The organism is Amnibacterium sp. CER49, from assembly GCF_029846255.1.
Classification (GTDB): domain Bacteria; phylum Actinomycetota; class Actinomycetes; order Actinomycetales; family Microbacteriaceae; genus Amnibacterium.
Map to the genome: position 1 here is coordinate 744,219 of NZ_JARVWQ010000001.1, position 15,738 is coordinate 759,956.

The 15,738-nt window shown below is 72.0% G+C and carries 13 protein-coding genes; 1 reads left to right on the plus strand and 12 read right to left on the minus strand.

What is annotated here, in order from left to right:
* Positions 1 to 36 precede the first annotated feature (36 nt).
* The 8 genes from QDR37_RS03580 to QDR37_RS03615 form a co-directional block, all read right to left on the minus strand.
* On the minus strand, positions 37 to 207 hold the full coding sequence (locus QDR37_RS03580; protein WP_279712196.1) for a hypothetical protein: 171 nt from the start codon (positions 205 to 207) through the stop codon (positions 37 to 39).
* Positions 208 to 545: 338 nt separating this feature from the next.
* Entirely contained in the window at positions 546 to 746 is a 201-nt protein-coding gene (locus tag QDR37_RS03585) for a hypothetical protein (RefSeq protein WP_279712198.1), read from the minus strand.
* 427 nt (positions 747 to 1,173) lie between these two features.
* Entirely contained in the window at positions 1,174 to 2,343 is a 1,170-nt protein-coding gene (locus tag QDR37_RS03590) for a glycosyltransferase family 4 protein (RefSeq protein ID WP_279712199.1), read from the minus strand.
* 213 nt (positions 2,344 to 2,556) lie between these two features.
* Positions 2,557 to 2,733 carry a hypothetical protein gene (locus QDR37_RS03595; RefSeq protein WP_279712200.1) on the minus strand — a complete coding sequence of 59 codons (177 nt, stop codon included), beginning with the start codon at positions 2,731 to 2,733 and terminating at the stop codon, positions 2,557 to 2,559.
* 196 nt (positions 2,734 to 2,929) lie between these two features.
* Positions 2,930 to 3,157 (minus strand): hypothetical protein, encoded by a 228-nt coding sequence (locus QDR37_RS03600; protein ID WP_279712201.1) that lies wholly within the window; start codon positions 3,155 to 3,157, stop codon positions 2,930 to 2,932.
* A 120-nt stretch (positions 3,158 to 3,277) separates the two neighbouring features.
* The gene (locus QDR37_RS03605) at positions 3,278 to 4,267 is read right to left on the minus strand and encodes a sulfotransferase (protein ID WP_279712202.1); all 990 of its coding nucleotides are present in this window, start codon (positions 4,265 to 4,267) and stop codon (positions 3,278 to 3,280) included.
* A gap of 212 nt (positions 4,268 to 4,479) precedes the next feature.
* Positions 4,480 to 6,594, minus strand: a complete 2,115-nt coding sequence (locus QDR37_RS03610; protein WP_279712203.1) for a DNRLRE domain-containing protein — start codon at positions 6,592 to 6,594, stop codon at positions 4,480 to 4,482.
* A gap of 201 nt (positions 6,595 to 6,795) precedes the next feature.
* The gene (locus QDR37_RS03615) at positions 6,796 to 8,904 is read right to left on the minus strand and encodes a DNRLRE domain-containing protein (RefSeq protein ID WP_279712204.1); all 2,109 of its coding nucleotides are present in this window, start codon (positions 8,902 to 8,904) and stop codon (positions 6,796 to 6,798) included.
* Positions 8,905 to 9,131: 227 nt separating this feature from the next.
* On the opposite strand from QDR37_RS03615, the gene QDR37_RS03620 reads away from it, so the two are divergent.
* Positions 9,132 to 9,731 carry a hypothetical protein gene (locus QDR37_RS03620; RefSeq protein WP_279712205.1) on the plus strand — a complete coding sequence of 200 codons (600 nt, stop codon included), beginning with the start codon at positions 9,132 to 9,134 and terminating at the stop codon, positions 9,729 to 9,731.
* Here the strand turns inward: QDR37_RS03620 and QDR37_RS03625 are convergent.
* From QDR37_RS03625 to QDR37_RS03640, 4 genes are all read right to left on the minus strand, one after another.
* Complete coding sequence (locus tag QDR37_RS03625; protein WP_279712206.1) at positions 9,698 to 10,816, minus strand: hypothetical protein; 1,119 nt, start codon at positions 10,814 to 10,816, stop codon at positions 9,698 to 9,700. The two genes, QDR37_RS03620 and QDR37_RS03625, sit on opposite strands and share 34 nt — an antisense overlap.
* Positions 10,813 to 12,429 (minus strand): aminoglycoside phosphotransferase family protein, encoded by a 1,617-nt coding sequence (locus QDR37_RS03630; RefSeq protein WP_279712207.1) that lies wholly within the window; start codon positions 12,427 to 12,429, stop codon positions 10,813 to 10,815. Before QDR37_RS03630 ends, QDR37_RS03625 begins: the two co-directional genes overlap by 4 nt.
* The gene (locus QDR37_RS03635; protein ID WP_279712208.1) at positions 12,429 to 13,904 is read right to left on the minus strand and encodes a lipopolysaccharide biosynthesis protein; all 1,476 of its coding nucleotides are present in this window, start codon (positions 13,902 to 13,904) and stop codon (positions 12,429 to 12,431) included. The genes QDR37_RS03630 and QDR37_RS03635 overlap by 1 nt, the downstream gene beginning before the upstream one ends.
* Before the next feature lie 147 nt (positions 13,905 to 14,051).
* Positions 14,052 to 15,707 carry a hypothetical protein gene (locus QDR37_RS03640; RefSeq protein WP_279712209.1) on the minus strand — a complete coding sequence of 552 codons (1,656 nt, stop codon included), beginning with the start codon at positions 15,705 to 15,707 and terminating at the stop codon, positions 14,052 to 14,054.
* Between the last annotated feature and the right edge of the window lie 31 nt (positions 15,708 to 15,738).

Below are 15,738 nucleotides of genomic sequence, written 5' to 3' on the forward strand. Positions count from 1 at the left end.
TCCAGGGCATCACAGCGGGAGAGGTCCGCCGCTCGATCAGAACTGCCCCGCCTCGCCCGGAGTCCAGTCCACGAGCACGGTGACGATGGCGAATGGCACAAGGACCAGCGCGATCAGCGTCAGGCCGGCGTAGGTCCCACCAGCGTGCCGTGCCGTGGCGTGCAAGGTGGCCACACTCGCCACCCCCTGAATCAGTCTCTGCATCATCGCGATCCGTCCTTCCGCTGTGATACCACTGCTTCGCCCGCGAAGCCAATGCCGCATCCGGTACGCGGTGGTGGTCGATCGCTGCCACGTGCATCAGCAGTCCGCGGGCCCGACACTCGAGCCCTCGTGGCGAGCGAGAAGCGTCGACGCGAGCGCCGTGACTCGTTGCCCCCACGGCTACTCCTCGATCCGCGCCGAGAGCCCGCAACGTCGTCCCAGCCGTGCTGCGCCGCGTAACGAGCGCCCAGGATCGGCCGCCCGGGCTCAGGGACGACGAAGGTTCCGAGCACCGATGTCAGCGGACGCGTAACGTGCGCGTCGAGTGGTGGCCTCTGGACCTAGAAGCTCATCTCGTGCGCCGGCGCGTCGCCCGGCGCCCACTTGGCGAGCACGGTGACAACGGCGAACGGCGCAAGCGCAAGCGTGATCAGTGCTGTACCGGCATCACGCGCGCGCCCCGTGCTTCGGGTACCACGTCGCACAGCCTGGTGCATCGTCGCCATCGACCCCACCTCTTCAGACACGTGCGCTTCGGTCATGGAGGCCAGTGCACTCGCTCCGATGAACGAGGCGGTGAACACTTCACCACGCCGATCTGAACCGTCCGCGGCAGCAGCACGCCGCAGCGAGCGCGCTGGATCGCTCAGCCCTTCGTCGTCGGCAGGATCGTGACCGAGCCGTCGACGGGCACCCGGTTCAGAATCGGAAGGTCCGAGGCATCGTGCGCGCTGCATCGTCACCGAGGCGACGCGCGTTCAAGCGCTCGTCGGCTTCGCCGCCGCCGGGGTCGGCGGCCTGCGCATTCGATATGGAGCAAGGTCCGACAGAGGTGGAGCACCGGCTTCTCACGCATGCTCCAGGTGCTGGGGCGGCCGACCCGCTGTCCGACAGCGCGACGGGACCAAAGCCCATGTCGCGGTCGGTCCTCGCGGGCTCGAGCGGGGCGGGATCCCCGACCGACTCGACCTATCGAGTGGCCGGAGATGCGCCCTGAGCGTCCGCGTACACCGCGTCGATGCGCTCGACCGCCCGGCTCCAGCTGAACTGCTCAGCGTACGAGCGGCACCCTCCGGGGTCCGGTGGTCCGTCGAGCACCTGAGCGAGCGCAGCGCGGAGTGCGTCGATCGTCATCGAGGTCGCGAGCAAGCGCCCTCCTGCGAAGCCGGCGAGTGCTTCGACGAGTCCGCCCTGCGGTCTGGCCACTGCGGGTGTGTCGACCGCCATGGATTCGAGGCAGACCAGTCCGAACCCCTCGAGCTCGAGCGTCGGGATGACCGTGGCATCAGCAGCGCGGTAGACGTCGAGCAGGGTCCCCTCGTCCACCCGGCCGAGGAAGCGATTCCGGTCGGGAAGGACCGCGTCGGCAGCGCGCTGCAGGCCGCTGCGCTCAGGGCCGTCGCCGACGACGACCAGGTGCGCGGTCGGCGATGCCGCAGCCAGCGCTTCGGCGGCGTCACCGATGCCCATCCGAGCGACGAGTCGGCGTGCGCAGGCGACGATCGGCACATCGCCCGGGAGGCCCAGCCGCTGCCGAGCCGCGGCCCGGTCCCCAGGCGTGAACCGTGTGAGGTCGACCCCCGGCGGCACCACGACGATCCGGTCCTCCGGGACGCCATAACGCTCGTGCAGAAGGTCCTTGAACACGACGGACAGGACGATCAGTCTGCCCGCGCGCGCATAGAGCCATCGCTCCACGACTGCCTTCACCCGGATGCTGAGACCGCGCGCGCCGGAAGCGAGGCTCTCGGCGGCCCAGGGCCCGTGGAAGTGCACCACCACCGCGCCGTCCTGCTTCCGCGCCAGCCGGCGGCCGACCAGGAACGCGGCGCCGGTCAGCGCGAAATGCAGGTGCGCCACGTCGACCGGCTGCGAGCGCATCCCTGCTGCGACGAAACCGAGGAGCCGGCGCGGCAAGGGTTGGTCGAGCCGTCCGACGAACCGATAGAACGGGCGCGAGGCGCGCGTGCCGAGCACGAGGGCTCGCACGTCGTGCGTGGCTGACTGGGCAGCAGCGAGGTCGTCGACATAGCGGTTCAATCCGCCGGGCTGCTCCGCGGGAGCGGCGATGCCGACGTGCACGATCCTCTTGCGCCGGGGGTGCGCCGACCGCTGAGTCGGGGTCGGCGCGGCGTTCACAGTGCCACTGATGCTATCGGCGAGGCGGCCGATCGATCCGGAGTTCCCCACACCAGCCAGGTGCCGGACGCACTCCCGTTCACACTCGAAGTGCCGCTGGTGGCTCGGCAGCGGGGCTCGATCACGTGACCTGTGTGAGCAGCGGAAGCTTCAGCGGTTGCCGCTGACGGAGGGCATCGGCATCGTTCGGGCTCGGACTTCGAGCCCGACCAGCTACTGCGCGACTGGCTCGCTCGGTGCCCACTTCGCGAGCGCGGTCACGACGGCGAAAGGCGCGAGCGCGAGCGCGATGACACGTGGGCCGGCCACGGCCGAGCCGATGCGACGTGCGGGTCCGTGGGCGCCGGTCACGTCGGACCGTCGTCGGATCGCCTGCTCCATCGTCTCCATCGACCCCACTCTTCGTCGGTCTACCACTGCCTCGGTCATGCCAGCCACTGCAGTGTGGCCGGGGTACCGGCGGGTGAAGGCACCGCCACGCCGACCTGGATCCTTCGAGTCCCAACGCTCCGCGCCGCAGCTCTTCTTTCCGACGCGACGGAGGGATCTCGGCTCGTCTTCCCCAGCGTTCCCGGGCTCTCGGCGCTCAGTAGGTGGACTGGTGGGTGGTGAGCGAGAACCGGCGGCGCGCCAGCCGCCACTTCAGCTCGACCATGGTCACGCCCTGCTCGCGCAGCTGCGCCTCGGTCTCATCCGAGAACGTCGTGCCCGGGATCCGCTCCCAGCCACCCTCCCTGGTGTAGCGCGCCGTGAGCACGGGCCGCGCTCGATCACCGAGTCTCTCCAGCACCCACTCCGGTGCACCCGCCGCCATGAGGGAATCCAACCGAATCCGTACTCATGGAACGCGAAGGTTCAGCGGATCCGCAGCATCACGACGTCGATCTCGGCACCATCACGACGCCGCATGCGTGAGGCCGTCGTGCAGGAACCCTCAGCGCGCGACGGCGTCCTGCCCCGCGCGCCACAGCCGCGCCGTGACGTCCTCCTCGATCGGAGCGAGCTCGTCGCGGATCACCCGCTGGTCGTCCTCCGTGAGGATCGACGAGAAGTACGAGTTCATGGCCGCGAGGTTGCGGTGCTTCGTGTGCGCCCGCTGGCCGTAGCTCGGCGCCTTGGCGGCCTTCGCCGACTTCGACGGCGTCTCCTGCGAGTGCTCGATCCGCCGCTCGACCGCCGGCGTCCACGCGAGCCCGAGGCGCTCGTACAGCGGCCGGTAGGCGCCGGGGTCGTCCGCGAAGCCCTTCGCGTCGACGAGCAGGCTGTCGCTGAACGCCGTGTTCGCGTGCCAGCCGTAGACGAGCGCCCAGATCGCCGCACCGTTGCGGGCCGGACTCGTCATGTCCTGGTCGTGCACGAACCGCTCGGCGACCGGGTGCACGAACGCGCCCACCTCGTGCAGGTGCGCGAGCACCTCGTGCGGCTTGAAGGTCCAGCCGAGCCGGGCGAAGCTCGCGGCGACGGCGAGCGCCGGCCGGTAGGTGACGACGGAGGCGACCCCCGGTCGCTGGCGCTCGAGGAGGTCGAGCCAGAAGACCGCGAACGGGTCCTTCCAGATGAGCGTGGGTGCCGGCTTCAGGCGCGCCCGCCGGTAGGAGGCGAGGGCGCGGCTGCCGGTGACGATCTTCACCACGCGGCGCCACGCGGGGTCGTCGGGGAAGATGCCGGACCTCAGCTGCAGCCGCAGCGCGGCGACGCCGTCGGCGAGCCCGAGGGCGCGCTCGACGGGGAAGTCGGCGGTGCCGGGGACCTCGAAGTAGCGGCCGACCCGCCGGTCCCCCACCGTACGGTTCAGCGGCTCGTACAGGCTCATGACGCCGGGAGCGGCGGCGATCGCGTCGCCGACGGCGGTGGTCCCCGAGCGCGGGCTGCCGGTCACCACGATGATGCGCCTGGAGCTGCCGCGGTCCGGGTGATCCGTCATCGTCCGCCCTGTCGATGGTGCCGAAACGGGCCCGGGTCAGGCCGCTCTGACACGCTAATAGAACGGTGAGAATCGGATCAAGGGTGTCTGACGAATTCGATCAGGCCGTTCCGACGAGGACGTCCGCGCCGCATGCCGGAACGCACGGCAGAGGGGCGGGACGGCCTCCGCCGTCACGCCCCTCATAACGCGTCGGGTGCGCTGCGCCCCGCTCAGCCGACCTTCGTGCAGGTCACGACGAGCTGCGGGCGGTACGAGGTCGTGCTGACCTCACGGGACAGGTAGCCCACCCCGTCGCCGCTCGGCGTCGTGAGGAGCAGGCTCACCGTGCCGTCGCCCTTCACTGCGCCGCTCACATCTGCCGTGTAGCTCGTGTTGAGCGCCACGGAGCCGGGGATGCTGCCCACCTTCGCGCCCGCAGCGGGCTTGTTGTTCCAGGTGACGCCCGTCTCGGTCCACGAGCTCGACGTGGCGGAGAAGTCCCCGCCGTAGACCGCGTTGTCGCCGATGTCGGGACCGACCCGCAGCTTCACCCGCGTCGAGATCGACGTGCAGGTGGAGGTGCCGGTGACCGAGAACTTCAGCAGCGAGTCGGTCAGCGGTGAGGCGTCGGCGATGAGCCGCTGGACGGTGCCGTAGTTCGTCGTCGGGTACGCCGACTTCACCGTCGCGTCCGCGGTCGCCGGGAAGGTGAGCGTGGTCGTCGTGGTGGTGGGCGTCGTCACCGTGGCGCTCGCCTTCGGCGACTCGTTGCCCGCGGCGTCGATCGCGCTCACCGAGTAGGTGTACGTGGTCGCCCCCGCAGCGGTGGTGTCCGTGTACGAGAGCGTGTTGCCACTCACCGTCGTGAGCAGCGTCCCGCCGCGGTAGACGCGGTAGCCGGTCACGCCCACGTCGTCGGTGCTCGCGGTCCAGGCGAGGCGCACCTGCGTGCTGCTCGCCGCCGTCGCGGTCAACGAGCCGGGCGTGGTCGGCGGCGTGGTGTCGGCCGTGCCGCCCGTCACCGCCAGGTCGGCGTGCCAGTAGCGCTTGTTCGCCGTGTCGCCCGCGAGCACCACGAGGCCGGTCGCCGCCGTGACGCTCTGCTTGGTCGTGGTCGGGTTGTTCATGTACTCGGTCGTGGTGCTCGTGTCCGCGGCGCTCTGGATGATGGGCGTGCCGCGGCCCGCCGCGAAGACCGGGTTCGTGAACGACGCCGTCTTGTCGTAGATCGTCTGCGCGTTCGTGGTGCCGCAGCCGTTCGTGCCGGTCGGCGCGGCGGAGACGACGTGGACGATCGAGTGGTCGGTGTCGAGCATCACCTGAGGCCGGGTGTTGCAGTCGCCGACGGTGCTGATCGTCGACTTCGTCCAGCCCGCCGTCGGCGAGTACTCGACGAGCAGGAGCAGCGGGCTGCTCGCGGTGTGCGCCGGATCCTGGTCGGCGCTCGTCTTGATCGCGGCGAACACGCGCCCGGAGGCGTCGGCGGCGATCGACTTGAGGTTCAGGTGGTCGTCGGCCGAGTAGCCGCCGCTGAGCCCGGGGATCGCGCCGCCGGTCCACGTCGTCGCCGCGGCGCCGTCGGCGTGGCTCGCGAAGTAGACGCTCTGCGTGAGCTGGTTGCTCCACATCACGCCGATCTTGTTGCCGCCGTAGGCGACGACGCTCGAGATGTCGTCCTGCTGCGGGGTCGCGCCCGTGACCGGCACGACGAAGGGCGTGCCCCAGGTGGTGCCGTTGCCCGTGCCGTCGTTCACGTACACGGCGTTCGTGTAGCCCGAGGTCGCGTTGCCGGACACCTGCGTCCAGGTGGCCCAGATCGCGCCGGTCGAGTCCTCGTCGATGGCCATCGACTCGCTCGACTGGTTGGTGATCGTCTGCGGGAAGCCGGCGTCGAGGCTGAAGGTCTGCGTCGTCGCGTTGTAGGAGTACCGGGTGAGGTAGGCCGGGTTGCCCGAGGTGGACGGGTTCGCCGAGTAGTCGGTCGAGATCGCCACCACGTGCGACGCGATGTAGAGGTGCGTGCCGTCCCAGAGCGCGTCGCCGAGCGTGTTGACGCGCGTGTCGATCACGGTGCCGGTGTCGACCCAGGTCTCGGTCGAGCGGTCGAGCCGGAAGATGTGCCAGGTCTTCGAGGTCGCCTCGAACATGTCGGCGAACCACGTGGCGCCGACGTGCCAGAGCTTGCTCTGCGGCTTGTCCGAGGTGGCCGGGTAGGTGGCGCCGGCGTACGACTGGTCGCTGTGGCCGAGGTCACCGGTCGCGGCGGACGCGGGACCGGCGGCGACGAGCACGCCGGCGAGCAGGGAGGCGGAGGCGATCAGGGCTCCGAGGGATCGAGTGCGCATCGGGGAACGCAGTCCTTTCCTGGCCGACCGGGTCGGGTTCGGACAAGGATCCCTGCCCGCCAGGCCCGTGGGAAGGGGTACGCAGAAGAAAATGCCTGATCAGATCGCGTTAACCTCGAACTTCAAGATATGCGACCGGCGCGCGAGACGGAGCAGGGGCCGTGCCGGCGTCCGCCGGCACGGCCCCTGCTCGACGGCGGGTCAGCCGCAGGTGACCACGAGGTGCGGCCACTGGGCCGCGGTGGCGCTCTCCTTCGACTTGTAGGCGACCGCATCGGCGTTCGTCGTGGCGAGCTCGATGCTGTACGTGCCGTAGCCCGTGATGTAGGGCGTCACATCGACCGACTGCGCGGAGTTCAGCGCCACGGCGCCCGGGATGCTGCCGATCTTCGCGCCGGCGGCGGGCTTCGTGCTCCAGGTGATGCCCGTCTCGGTCCACGTGGTGTCGGCGACCGCGTAGAAGTCGCCGCCGTACACGGAGTCGTTGCCGGTGTCGGGTCCGACCGTGAGGTTCAGCACGGCCTTCGTCACGGTGCAGGCCGAGCTGCCCGACACCGTGAACTTGAGGAACGCGGCGGTGAGCGGCGAGCCGTCGGCGGTGAGGCGGGTGGCCGCGCCGTAGTTCGTGCTCGGGTTGGCCGACTGCACCGTGGCGTCGGCCGTCGGCGTGACGCTGATCGTCGTGCCCGTCGTGCCACCGGTCGTCGTGACCGTGGCGGACGCCTTCACCGACTCGTTGCCGGCCGCGTCGATCGCGCTCACCTGGTAGGTGTACGTCGTGCCCGCGGCGGCGGTGGTGTCGTTGTAGCCGAGCGTGGTGCCGCTCGTCGTGGTGAGCAGGGTGCCGCCGCGGTACACGCGGTAGCCGGTCACCCCCACGTTGTCCGTGCTCGCGGTCCACGACAGGTTGACCTGCGTGTTGCTGGCGACGGTCGCCTTGAAGGAGCCCGGGGTGCTCGGCGGCGTGGTGTCGCCGGTGCCGCCGCCGAGGTTGATGTCGGCGTGCCAGTACGTCTTCGTCGAGGTGTCGCCGGCGAGCACGATCAGGCCGGTGTTCCCGTTCACCGACTGCTTCGTCGTGGTGGCGTTGTTCATGTACTCGGTCGTCGTGCTCGTCTCGGCCGCGCTCCGGATGATCGGCGTGCCGTGCCCCGTCGCGAAGACCGGGTTCGTGAACGACGCGGTCTTGTCGTAGATCGTCTGGGCGTTCGTCGATGCGCAGCTGGTGCCCGTCGGCGCGCTCGAGAGCACGTGGATGATCGAGTGCTGCGTGTCGAGCATCACCTGCGGGCGGGTGTTGCAGTCGGCCAGCGTCGCGATCGTCGACTTGATCCAGCCGCTGGCCGGCGTGTACTCGACGAGCACGAGCAGCGGGTCGGTCGGCTTGCGGGTCGACGAGGCATCGGCGCTCGTCTTCACCGCGGCGAAGATGCGCCCGGCGCTGTCGCCGACGATCGACTTCAGGTTGAGGTGGTCGTCGGCGGAGTGGCTGCCCGTGAGTCCCGGGATCGGGCCGCCCGTCCACGTGGTGCGGGTGGCGCCGTCGGTGTGGGAGGCGAAGTAGACGGACTGCGTGAGCTCGTTGCTCCACATCAGGCCGATCTTGTTGCCGCCGTACTTGACGACGCTCGAGATGTCGTCGGGCGAGGGGTTCGAGCCCGTCACCGGCACGACGAACGGGGTGCCCCAGGTGGTGCCGCCGCTCGTGCCGTTGTTCAGGTAGACGGCGTTCGTGTAGCCGGAGGTCGCGTTGCCGGACACCTGCGTCCAGGTGGCCCAGATCGTGCCGGTCGAGTCCTCATCGATGGTCATCGACTCGCTCGACTGGGTGGTGATCGTCTTCGGGAAGCCCGTGTCAGGCGTGAAGCTCGAGGTCGCCGCGTTGAACGTGTAGCGGGTCAGGTAGGCGGGCGCGCCGGACACGGAGGGCTTCGGGGCGGTGTCGGTCGAGTACGCGACCACATGCGAGGCGATGTAGAGGTGGGTGCCGTCCCAGAGGGCGTCGCCGAGGGTGTTGACCCGGCTGTCGATCTTCGTGCCCGTGTCGATCCACTTCTCGGTGGGACGGTCGAGCCGGAAGATGTGCCAGGTCTTCGAGACGGTGTCGAACATGTCGGCGAACCAGTAGCCGCCCGTGAACCACAGCTTGCTCTGCGGCTTGTCGGACGTCGCCGGGTAGGTGGCGCCGAGGTAGGACTGGTCCTTGAAGCCGAGGTCGCCGGTGGCGGCCGTCGCCGGGGTGGCGACGAGGCCGCCGGCGATCAGGGCACCGGCGGCGACGAGCGCGCCGAGGAGGCGTCGTGCACGCATGAGGGTTCCTCGCGTTCTGCCGCACCAGCGGCGAGGAGGGATAAGAGGTTGTGAGATTACGTCCCCCCAACGGGGGCATGGCGGGTCAAACTACCCCCGGTCGGGACCCTTGCCAATACGTACCGCCTCGGGTATGACTGCGGTGCCGGACTCTCGAGGACCTCTGGGCAGCGACGCTCGCGGCGCCCCGCCGCACCCGCCTCGGCCCGACCTGTTGGAGACCCCTCATGCGCGTGCGCGGATACTGCGTCGCCCTGCTCGGCCCGGACGGCGCCGGCAAGACCACGGTGGGGCAGTCACTCGTCGCGGCCTACCCGGGCGAGGTCCTCTATCTCTACAGCGGCCTCTCCCCCGAGGCCGACCGCGACCACTGGCTGCGCAAGCTGCCGCGCGGGGGACGCATCCTGCGCCTCTCCCGCATCGTCACGAACGGGTTGAAGGCGCGCGCCGCGCTGCGCCGCGGCGCGCTGGTGCTGCTCGACCGCGCGCCGCAGGAGTTCCGGCTCGACGGCGGCCACCACGGCGCGGGGCTCGCGCTGCGCGTCGCCGCGCTGCGCCTGCTCGCGCCGAGCCCCGACCTCGCGGTGCTGCTCGACGCGCCCGCCGAGGTGCTCTTCGCCCGCAAGGGCGAGCACACGGTCGAGATCCTCGAGCGCATGCGCGAGGGCTACCGCGGGCTGCTGCCGAGCTTCCCGGCCTCCGCCGTCGTCGACGTGCGGGCCGACCGCGAGGCGGTGCTCGCGGCCGTGATCCGCACGATCGACGCGCGGCGCTCCTCGGCCCGCAAGGGCGCTCAGCCCTCGAGCGCCGGCGCCGCCGCCTCGTAGAGGGCGTCGAGCCGCACCGGGTACGGGTGCCGCAGCTCGAACGCGGGCACGCCCTGCAGCGCGGCGGTGAGGATGCGCTGCTCGTCGACCGGCAGCCGCTCGAGCAGCGGGTTCGTGCGCCCCGGGAACGCGAACCGGAACTGCTGGTAGGCGGTCGTGAGGGCGCTGCGCTCGTAGTCGAGCGAGTGCACCATGCGCTGCGCGATGGCCGCACCGGAATCGGGAACGAGCTCGACGCCTCGATCGAGCGTCGCCACGGGCAGCACCACGCGTTGCAGCGGGACGCGGTCGGTGCGCACGCGGCCGTCGAACACGACCGCGGGATCGAGCTGCCCCGCGGCCTGCACGGGGTTGCCGCCCTCGGTCATCAGGCGCTGGAGCCGTCGGCGCACGGGCCCGGGCAGCCGCTCGGTGCCCGGCGCGGCCCGGTAGGCGCGGTGCGCCGCCCGCCATGCGGCGATGCGGCGCTGCTGGCCCGCGTCGAGCTTCGACCAGTACTGCGGGTACTGCCGCAGGTGCCACTCCCACAGCGCCGTGCTCGCGATGCCCGCCATGGTCGCGGGGCTGCCGCCCACGATCGTCCACTCGTCGGCGACGAACTCGGCCCCGTGTGCCATGAACGGCAGCAGGGTCTCGGACTTGCCGCCCTTCTGCCAGCCGGCGACGAGCACGCCGACGCCGCGGTGCACGAACGACGCCGCATGCAGCAGCACCGCGTCGCGCTGGGCGAGGTGGAGGCCGAGCAGCGGCACGAGCAGCGGCACGTGGCGCAGGCCCCGCTCGCAGACGAGCTCGGTGGCGGTGCCGGCAGCGGCGAGATCGATGCGGGCGCGAGCCCCGCCCGCGCCGACGAGGTAGAAGTGCTCGTCGTCGTAGGCGGCGGCGCCGAGGCCGAGCAGGCGCAGCCGGCCCGCCTCGGGCAGCCGGTCGACGAAGGTGATGCGCAGGTCGGGCTCGCCGGCGGGTGCGGGCACCGGCGCGCGCAGCTCCTCCGTGATGTGCCGCAGAACACCGCCGGGAGCGCCCTCGGCGCGAACCCGCACGAGGCCGTGCACGTCCCAGTCGACCACCTGCGATGCGCTCACGAGACCACCCCTCCCAGCCGGCCCTGCTCGAGCAGCAGCAGCGCGTGACGCCAGAGGGCGAGCTCGCGGGAGGCGGCGACCGAGGCGGCCACATCGGCGGCCGGCTCGGTGGGGTCGCCGTGCTGCGGCACGAGCCGGACCGCCAGGGTCGCGGCGGTGCGGGTCCACGCGGTGAGCACGAGCGCGCCCCACAGCTCCTGGTCGACGCCGCGGTCGGCGAGGTGCCCGCGCAGCACGGGCACGGCCCAGCCCTGGCCCCCCGTCCACGCGGTGTCGAACGCGCGGGTGATGCTGTCGGGGTCGTCGTCGTCGGCGCCCGTGCGCGCCTCGGCGAGGAACTGCGCGTAGAAGACGAGGTCGTGGCCGGGCACTCCCCGCTGCGAGGAGCGCTCCCAGTCGATGATGCCGAGCGGCTCGTCCGGGCGCTGCCCGAGCAGCAGGTTGGGGTAGGCGAGGTCGGCGTGCTCGAGCACGGCGGGCAGCCGCCGCGAGCGCAGCGGCTGGAGCGCAGCATGGGTGCGGGCGGCGAGCTCGCCGATCTGCCCGTCGAGCCCGGCGACGCCCGCGAGCCGCTCGAGCGGCTCGGCGACGGCGGCCTCGTACCAGCCGTCGTTGTCGGCGGCGCCGACCGTGACGGGCAGCGCGGCGATGAAGGAGCGGCCGAGCTCGAGCGCCGCGGCGAAGTCGCGCCGCACGACGGCGGGGCTGAGCGGCTTGCCCGTGACCATGGACTGCGCCAGGGCGCAGCCGGCCTCGGAGCGCACGACGCCGAGCACCGCGGGGATGCGCGGGCCGGCCGGCCCCAGTGCATCCGCGACGCGGCGGAGCACGGCGGCCTCGTCGTCGAGCGACGCCTCGTCGCCCGCGCGGCGCGGCGACTTGAGCACGGCCGCAGGGCGGGCGTCGCCGCGCTCGTGGACGAAGGCGATGACGTACCGGGAGGTGGGCTCGCGCGGGGTGAGCAGCAACGACTCGAACCCGCGGTCGGCGGGGAGGGCCTGGGCCGCGAGCTGCTCGAGCACGGTCGCCGTGCCCCGCGCCGCTCCCCCATCGGGCCGGCGGGCGAGCACGCTGCCCTCGGGGGCGACGCGGTCGAGGAGGCGCAGGTCGAGCGCGGTGCGCCCCGCGAGCGCGCGCAGGTGTCCGGCGCGCGACCCCTCGTGCGCGCCGAGCACCCGCCGGAGGGCGGCCCGGGAGTCGAGCGAGACGATGCGGGTCGCCGAGGCGAGGTCGCGGAGGTGCCAGTGGACGCGCACCGATTCGAGTCCGGCCGTGACGAACGCCCGCCGCCAGGCGGCGAGCGAGCGGCGGCCCCGCCCGGCGCTGCGGCGCGGGCGGACCTCGGCGTACACCCAGCCCCCGGGACGGCACGCGACGACGGCGTGGCGCAGGTCGTCGTCGTCGGGGTCGGCGAGCACGACGAGCCCGGCGGAACCGTCGGGAGTGTCGGCGAGGGCCGTGACCGCCCCGAGCGCGCCGATCGCCTCGGCGAGGTCGCCGGCCGGACGGCCGCCGAGCGCGATCGGTGTCGCGACCGCCCCCGGCAGCAGGAAACGGAAGTCGAGCCGCTGCCACTGCTGCAGTGACACGACGGGCGAGGTCGGTGCCGACATCAGGTGCGCGCGGTCCGGCGGCGGAACAGGGCGAGCGTCTCGAGCAGGAACGGCCGCTGCACGATCGCGAGCGCGCCGACGGCCGCGCACGCGGCGACCACCACCGCGAGCACGAGGAGCAGCGGCGCCGGCAGCGGCAGCAGCCCCACGGCGCCGGCCGCCACGGCGACGGCGACGCCCGCGGCGAGCGACGGCAGGAGCGCCTTCAGCATCGCGCCGGGCCGCAGCTGCATGACCCGCAGCGCGACCCCCTGCATGAGCAGCGCGAACACCGCAGCCATGACGAACTGCATCCAGGCGACGCCGGTGATGCCCCAGCGGGTGGCGAGCACGAGGGCCGGCACCAGCACGGCGAGGCGCACCACGGAGATGCCGACCGAGAGCCCCGGACGTCCGAGCGCCTTGTAGACCTCGTTCGCGCCGCCGCCGACGGTGCGGACCGCGGCGTAGAGGGCGAGCGCGACGAGCGGGGCCGCGGCGAGCGTCCAGTGGGGGCCGAACACCACTGCGATCGCGATCGGTGCGACCACGGCGAGGCCGACGCCGGCGCTGACCCCGTAGAGCGACTGGATGCCGAAGCTGAACACGTAGCCGCGCCGCAGTCGGTCGGGATCGTCGCGGGCGCGCGTGTAGAGCGGGAACGTGACGTTCGTGATGACGAAGAACACGTTGAGGATCGCGAGCTCGGGCAGCTTGAACGCGAGCGTGTAGTACGCGAGCGACGTCTCGCCCAGCAGCTTGCCGACGATGAGGTAGTCGACGTCGAAGATCGCGCGCGAGAGGAAGGTGGCGCCCGCCACCGGGAAGCCGAACGCGACGACCTCGCGCACGTCGGCGAGGCTGGTGCGCCAGAGCCGGAGTCCCGGGCGCTGCGGCAGCGCGATCCATCCCGCGACGAGGTACATGGTCGAGCCCGCGAAGTTGCCCCAGGCGATCGACCACGCGCCGAAGCCGAGCACGGCGAGCCCGATGGCGACGCCGGCGACCGTGACGGCCTGCGCGGTGCGGGCGATGGTGATGCGGGAGAAGCGCAGCTCGCGCCGCAGCAGCGACTCGGGCACCGAGTTGAGGGCCGACGGGATGAGCGAGAGCGCGCAGAGGCGCACGAGCGGCGCCAGGTGCGGCGATGCGAAGAACGAGGCCGCGAGCGGCGCGGCCAGCACGCCGAGCACGGCGAGGGCGACCCCCGTGCCGAGTGCGCTGAGGATCGCCGCGTTGACGATCGACTCACGCCGTGGGATGTAGACGAGCGCCTGGCCGACACCGGCGTCGGCGAGGGTCTGCACGTAGCCGACGACCACCACCGCGAGGGTGACGAGCCCGAACTCGCTGGGCGCCAGGATGCGCGCCAGCACGATCGTGCTGAGCATGATGCCCGACTTCGACGCCAGGAACGCGACGCCCTGGTACAGGGCGCCCTTCGCGCCTGCGCGCCGCAGATCGGTCCTCGGCGGGCTCTGCTGATCGGTCGACACGCATCTTCTCCGGGAACGAGGCAAGCCGACGCGCGTCCGAGTGGGTGCTGGGACCTGTGCCTTCGACGATCCTACCGGCGTGCCGTCAGGCTACACGGCCCCGTTCTTCCGGGCGAGGTTGTCCACAGCCCCGGTGCGCGGCCTGCGCTACGGCTTCACCCGCAGGATGGTGACCGATCCGTCCACCGGCAGCGTCACGCTCGACGTCGCGGAGGAGCTGAGCGTGCTGGTCCTGCCCGTCGCGGTGTCGTACGCCTCGACCGAGGCCGGGACCCCGAGCTTCACGGTCGCGGTCGCGCTCGGGCTCGAGCCGTCCGCGGCGAGGGCCTCCATGCGCCAGATCGCGATGTCGGTGGAGCCGTCGGCCCGCGCGATCGGCATCGAGTACACGTCCGACGGCTGGCCCGACAGGGAGTACTGCACCGGGGCGCCGGCGGTCGTGCCGCTGTCCTGCAGGCGGCCGATGAGGCCCTTCAGCTGGATGTACGACGGCTTCGCGCGCTGCTTCCACGTGCCCGGCACGACCGCGTCGCCGGACACCGCGACGAGCCCGAAGTGCATCTCGCGGTTCGTCATGGCCGGCTCGGGGCGCTGGTCGAACAGCTCGTAGATGTAGCTGCGCGAGACGCCGTGGGTGCGGTTCCAGAGCAGGGCGCGGATCAGGTAGGGGGCCTGCTGCGCCTCGGTGACGCCGCCGCGGGTGTTCAGCGCGTCGTGCCAGCCGAGCTCGGTGGCCTGCAGGGTCGAGCCGGTCGACGAGTGGGTGCTGTCCGCCGACCAGGCGCCGATCACGCTGTCCGCCTCGGGCAGCCGTGTGCCCGCGTAGGGGTGGATGTTGCGCGCCTCGCCGAGGATCGCCGACCGGAAGCCCGCGTAGCTGCCGGGCTGCGCCATCGACGGACCGAGCACCGGGATGCCCGTCGGCGCGAGGGCGCGCCCGTACTCGGCGTCGAACCGCTGCAGGTCGCTCGCCCAGGTGCTGCCGCCGTTCGCGTCCCACTCGTTCGGCATCTCGAGCTGGGCGACCTTGCCCTTGTACATGCCGTTGGTGACGGCCTGCACGAGCTGTGCGCTCTGGCCCGTGGAGTAGGTGCTCCAGCGGCCGTCGGGGGTGCCCACCACGGCGTCGAGCTTGATGCCGGACGCCGCGAGGCCGTTCACGAACGAGGTCGCGGCGGGGGTGGCGGAGGTCATGATGCGGGTGCGGACGTTCTTGATGCCCAGGTCCTGCAGGGCGTTCAGCGTGACCTGCGCCGAGCCGTTCTGCACGTAGGTCGTGTCCGTGTAGTTCGGGTGGATGTTCACGCCGATGCTGTCGATCAGCTGCGCGTCCGTCAGCGTGCCGGTCGAGGCGACGCCGGTGCCGACTCCCGGCGGCTGCACCGCCGGCGAGGACGGGGCCCCCGTCGACGCGCTCGGGGTGGACGAGGCGCTGCTGCTCGCCGAGGTCGACGGGGTGCCGGCGGCGGAGGCCGTCGTCGACGCGGGCGCGCGCACCGGGCCGGCGTGCTTGCCGCTCCTCGCCACGGTGGTGCCGGAGTGGCGCCCCTCCTCCTGCTCGCCCTCGGCGGCGTCGTCGCTGCCCTTCGGCGCCTTCACGACGAGCGGCGAGTGGATCGTCTGCAGGATCGCCCGGATCGGCCCCGGGGCGAACGCGTTCGCGCTCGTCGACGTGAGCACCCCGGTCACGCCGATCGCCACGGTGGCGAACACGCCGACCGGCAGGAGCAGCGGCCCCCGGCGCTTCGGGCGCGGTGCGGCGTGGCGGGAACGGACGGAGGCGGACGATCCGGAGCGAGGCACCCGGTGAAGATAGGTGTCCCCCGGAAGGGGG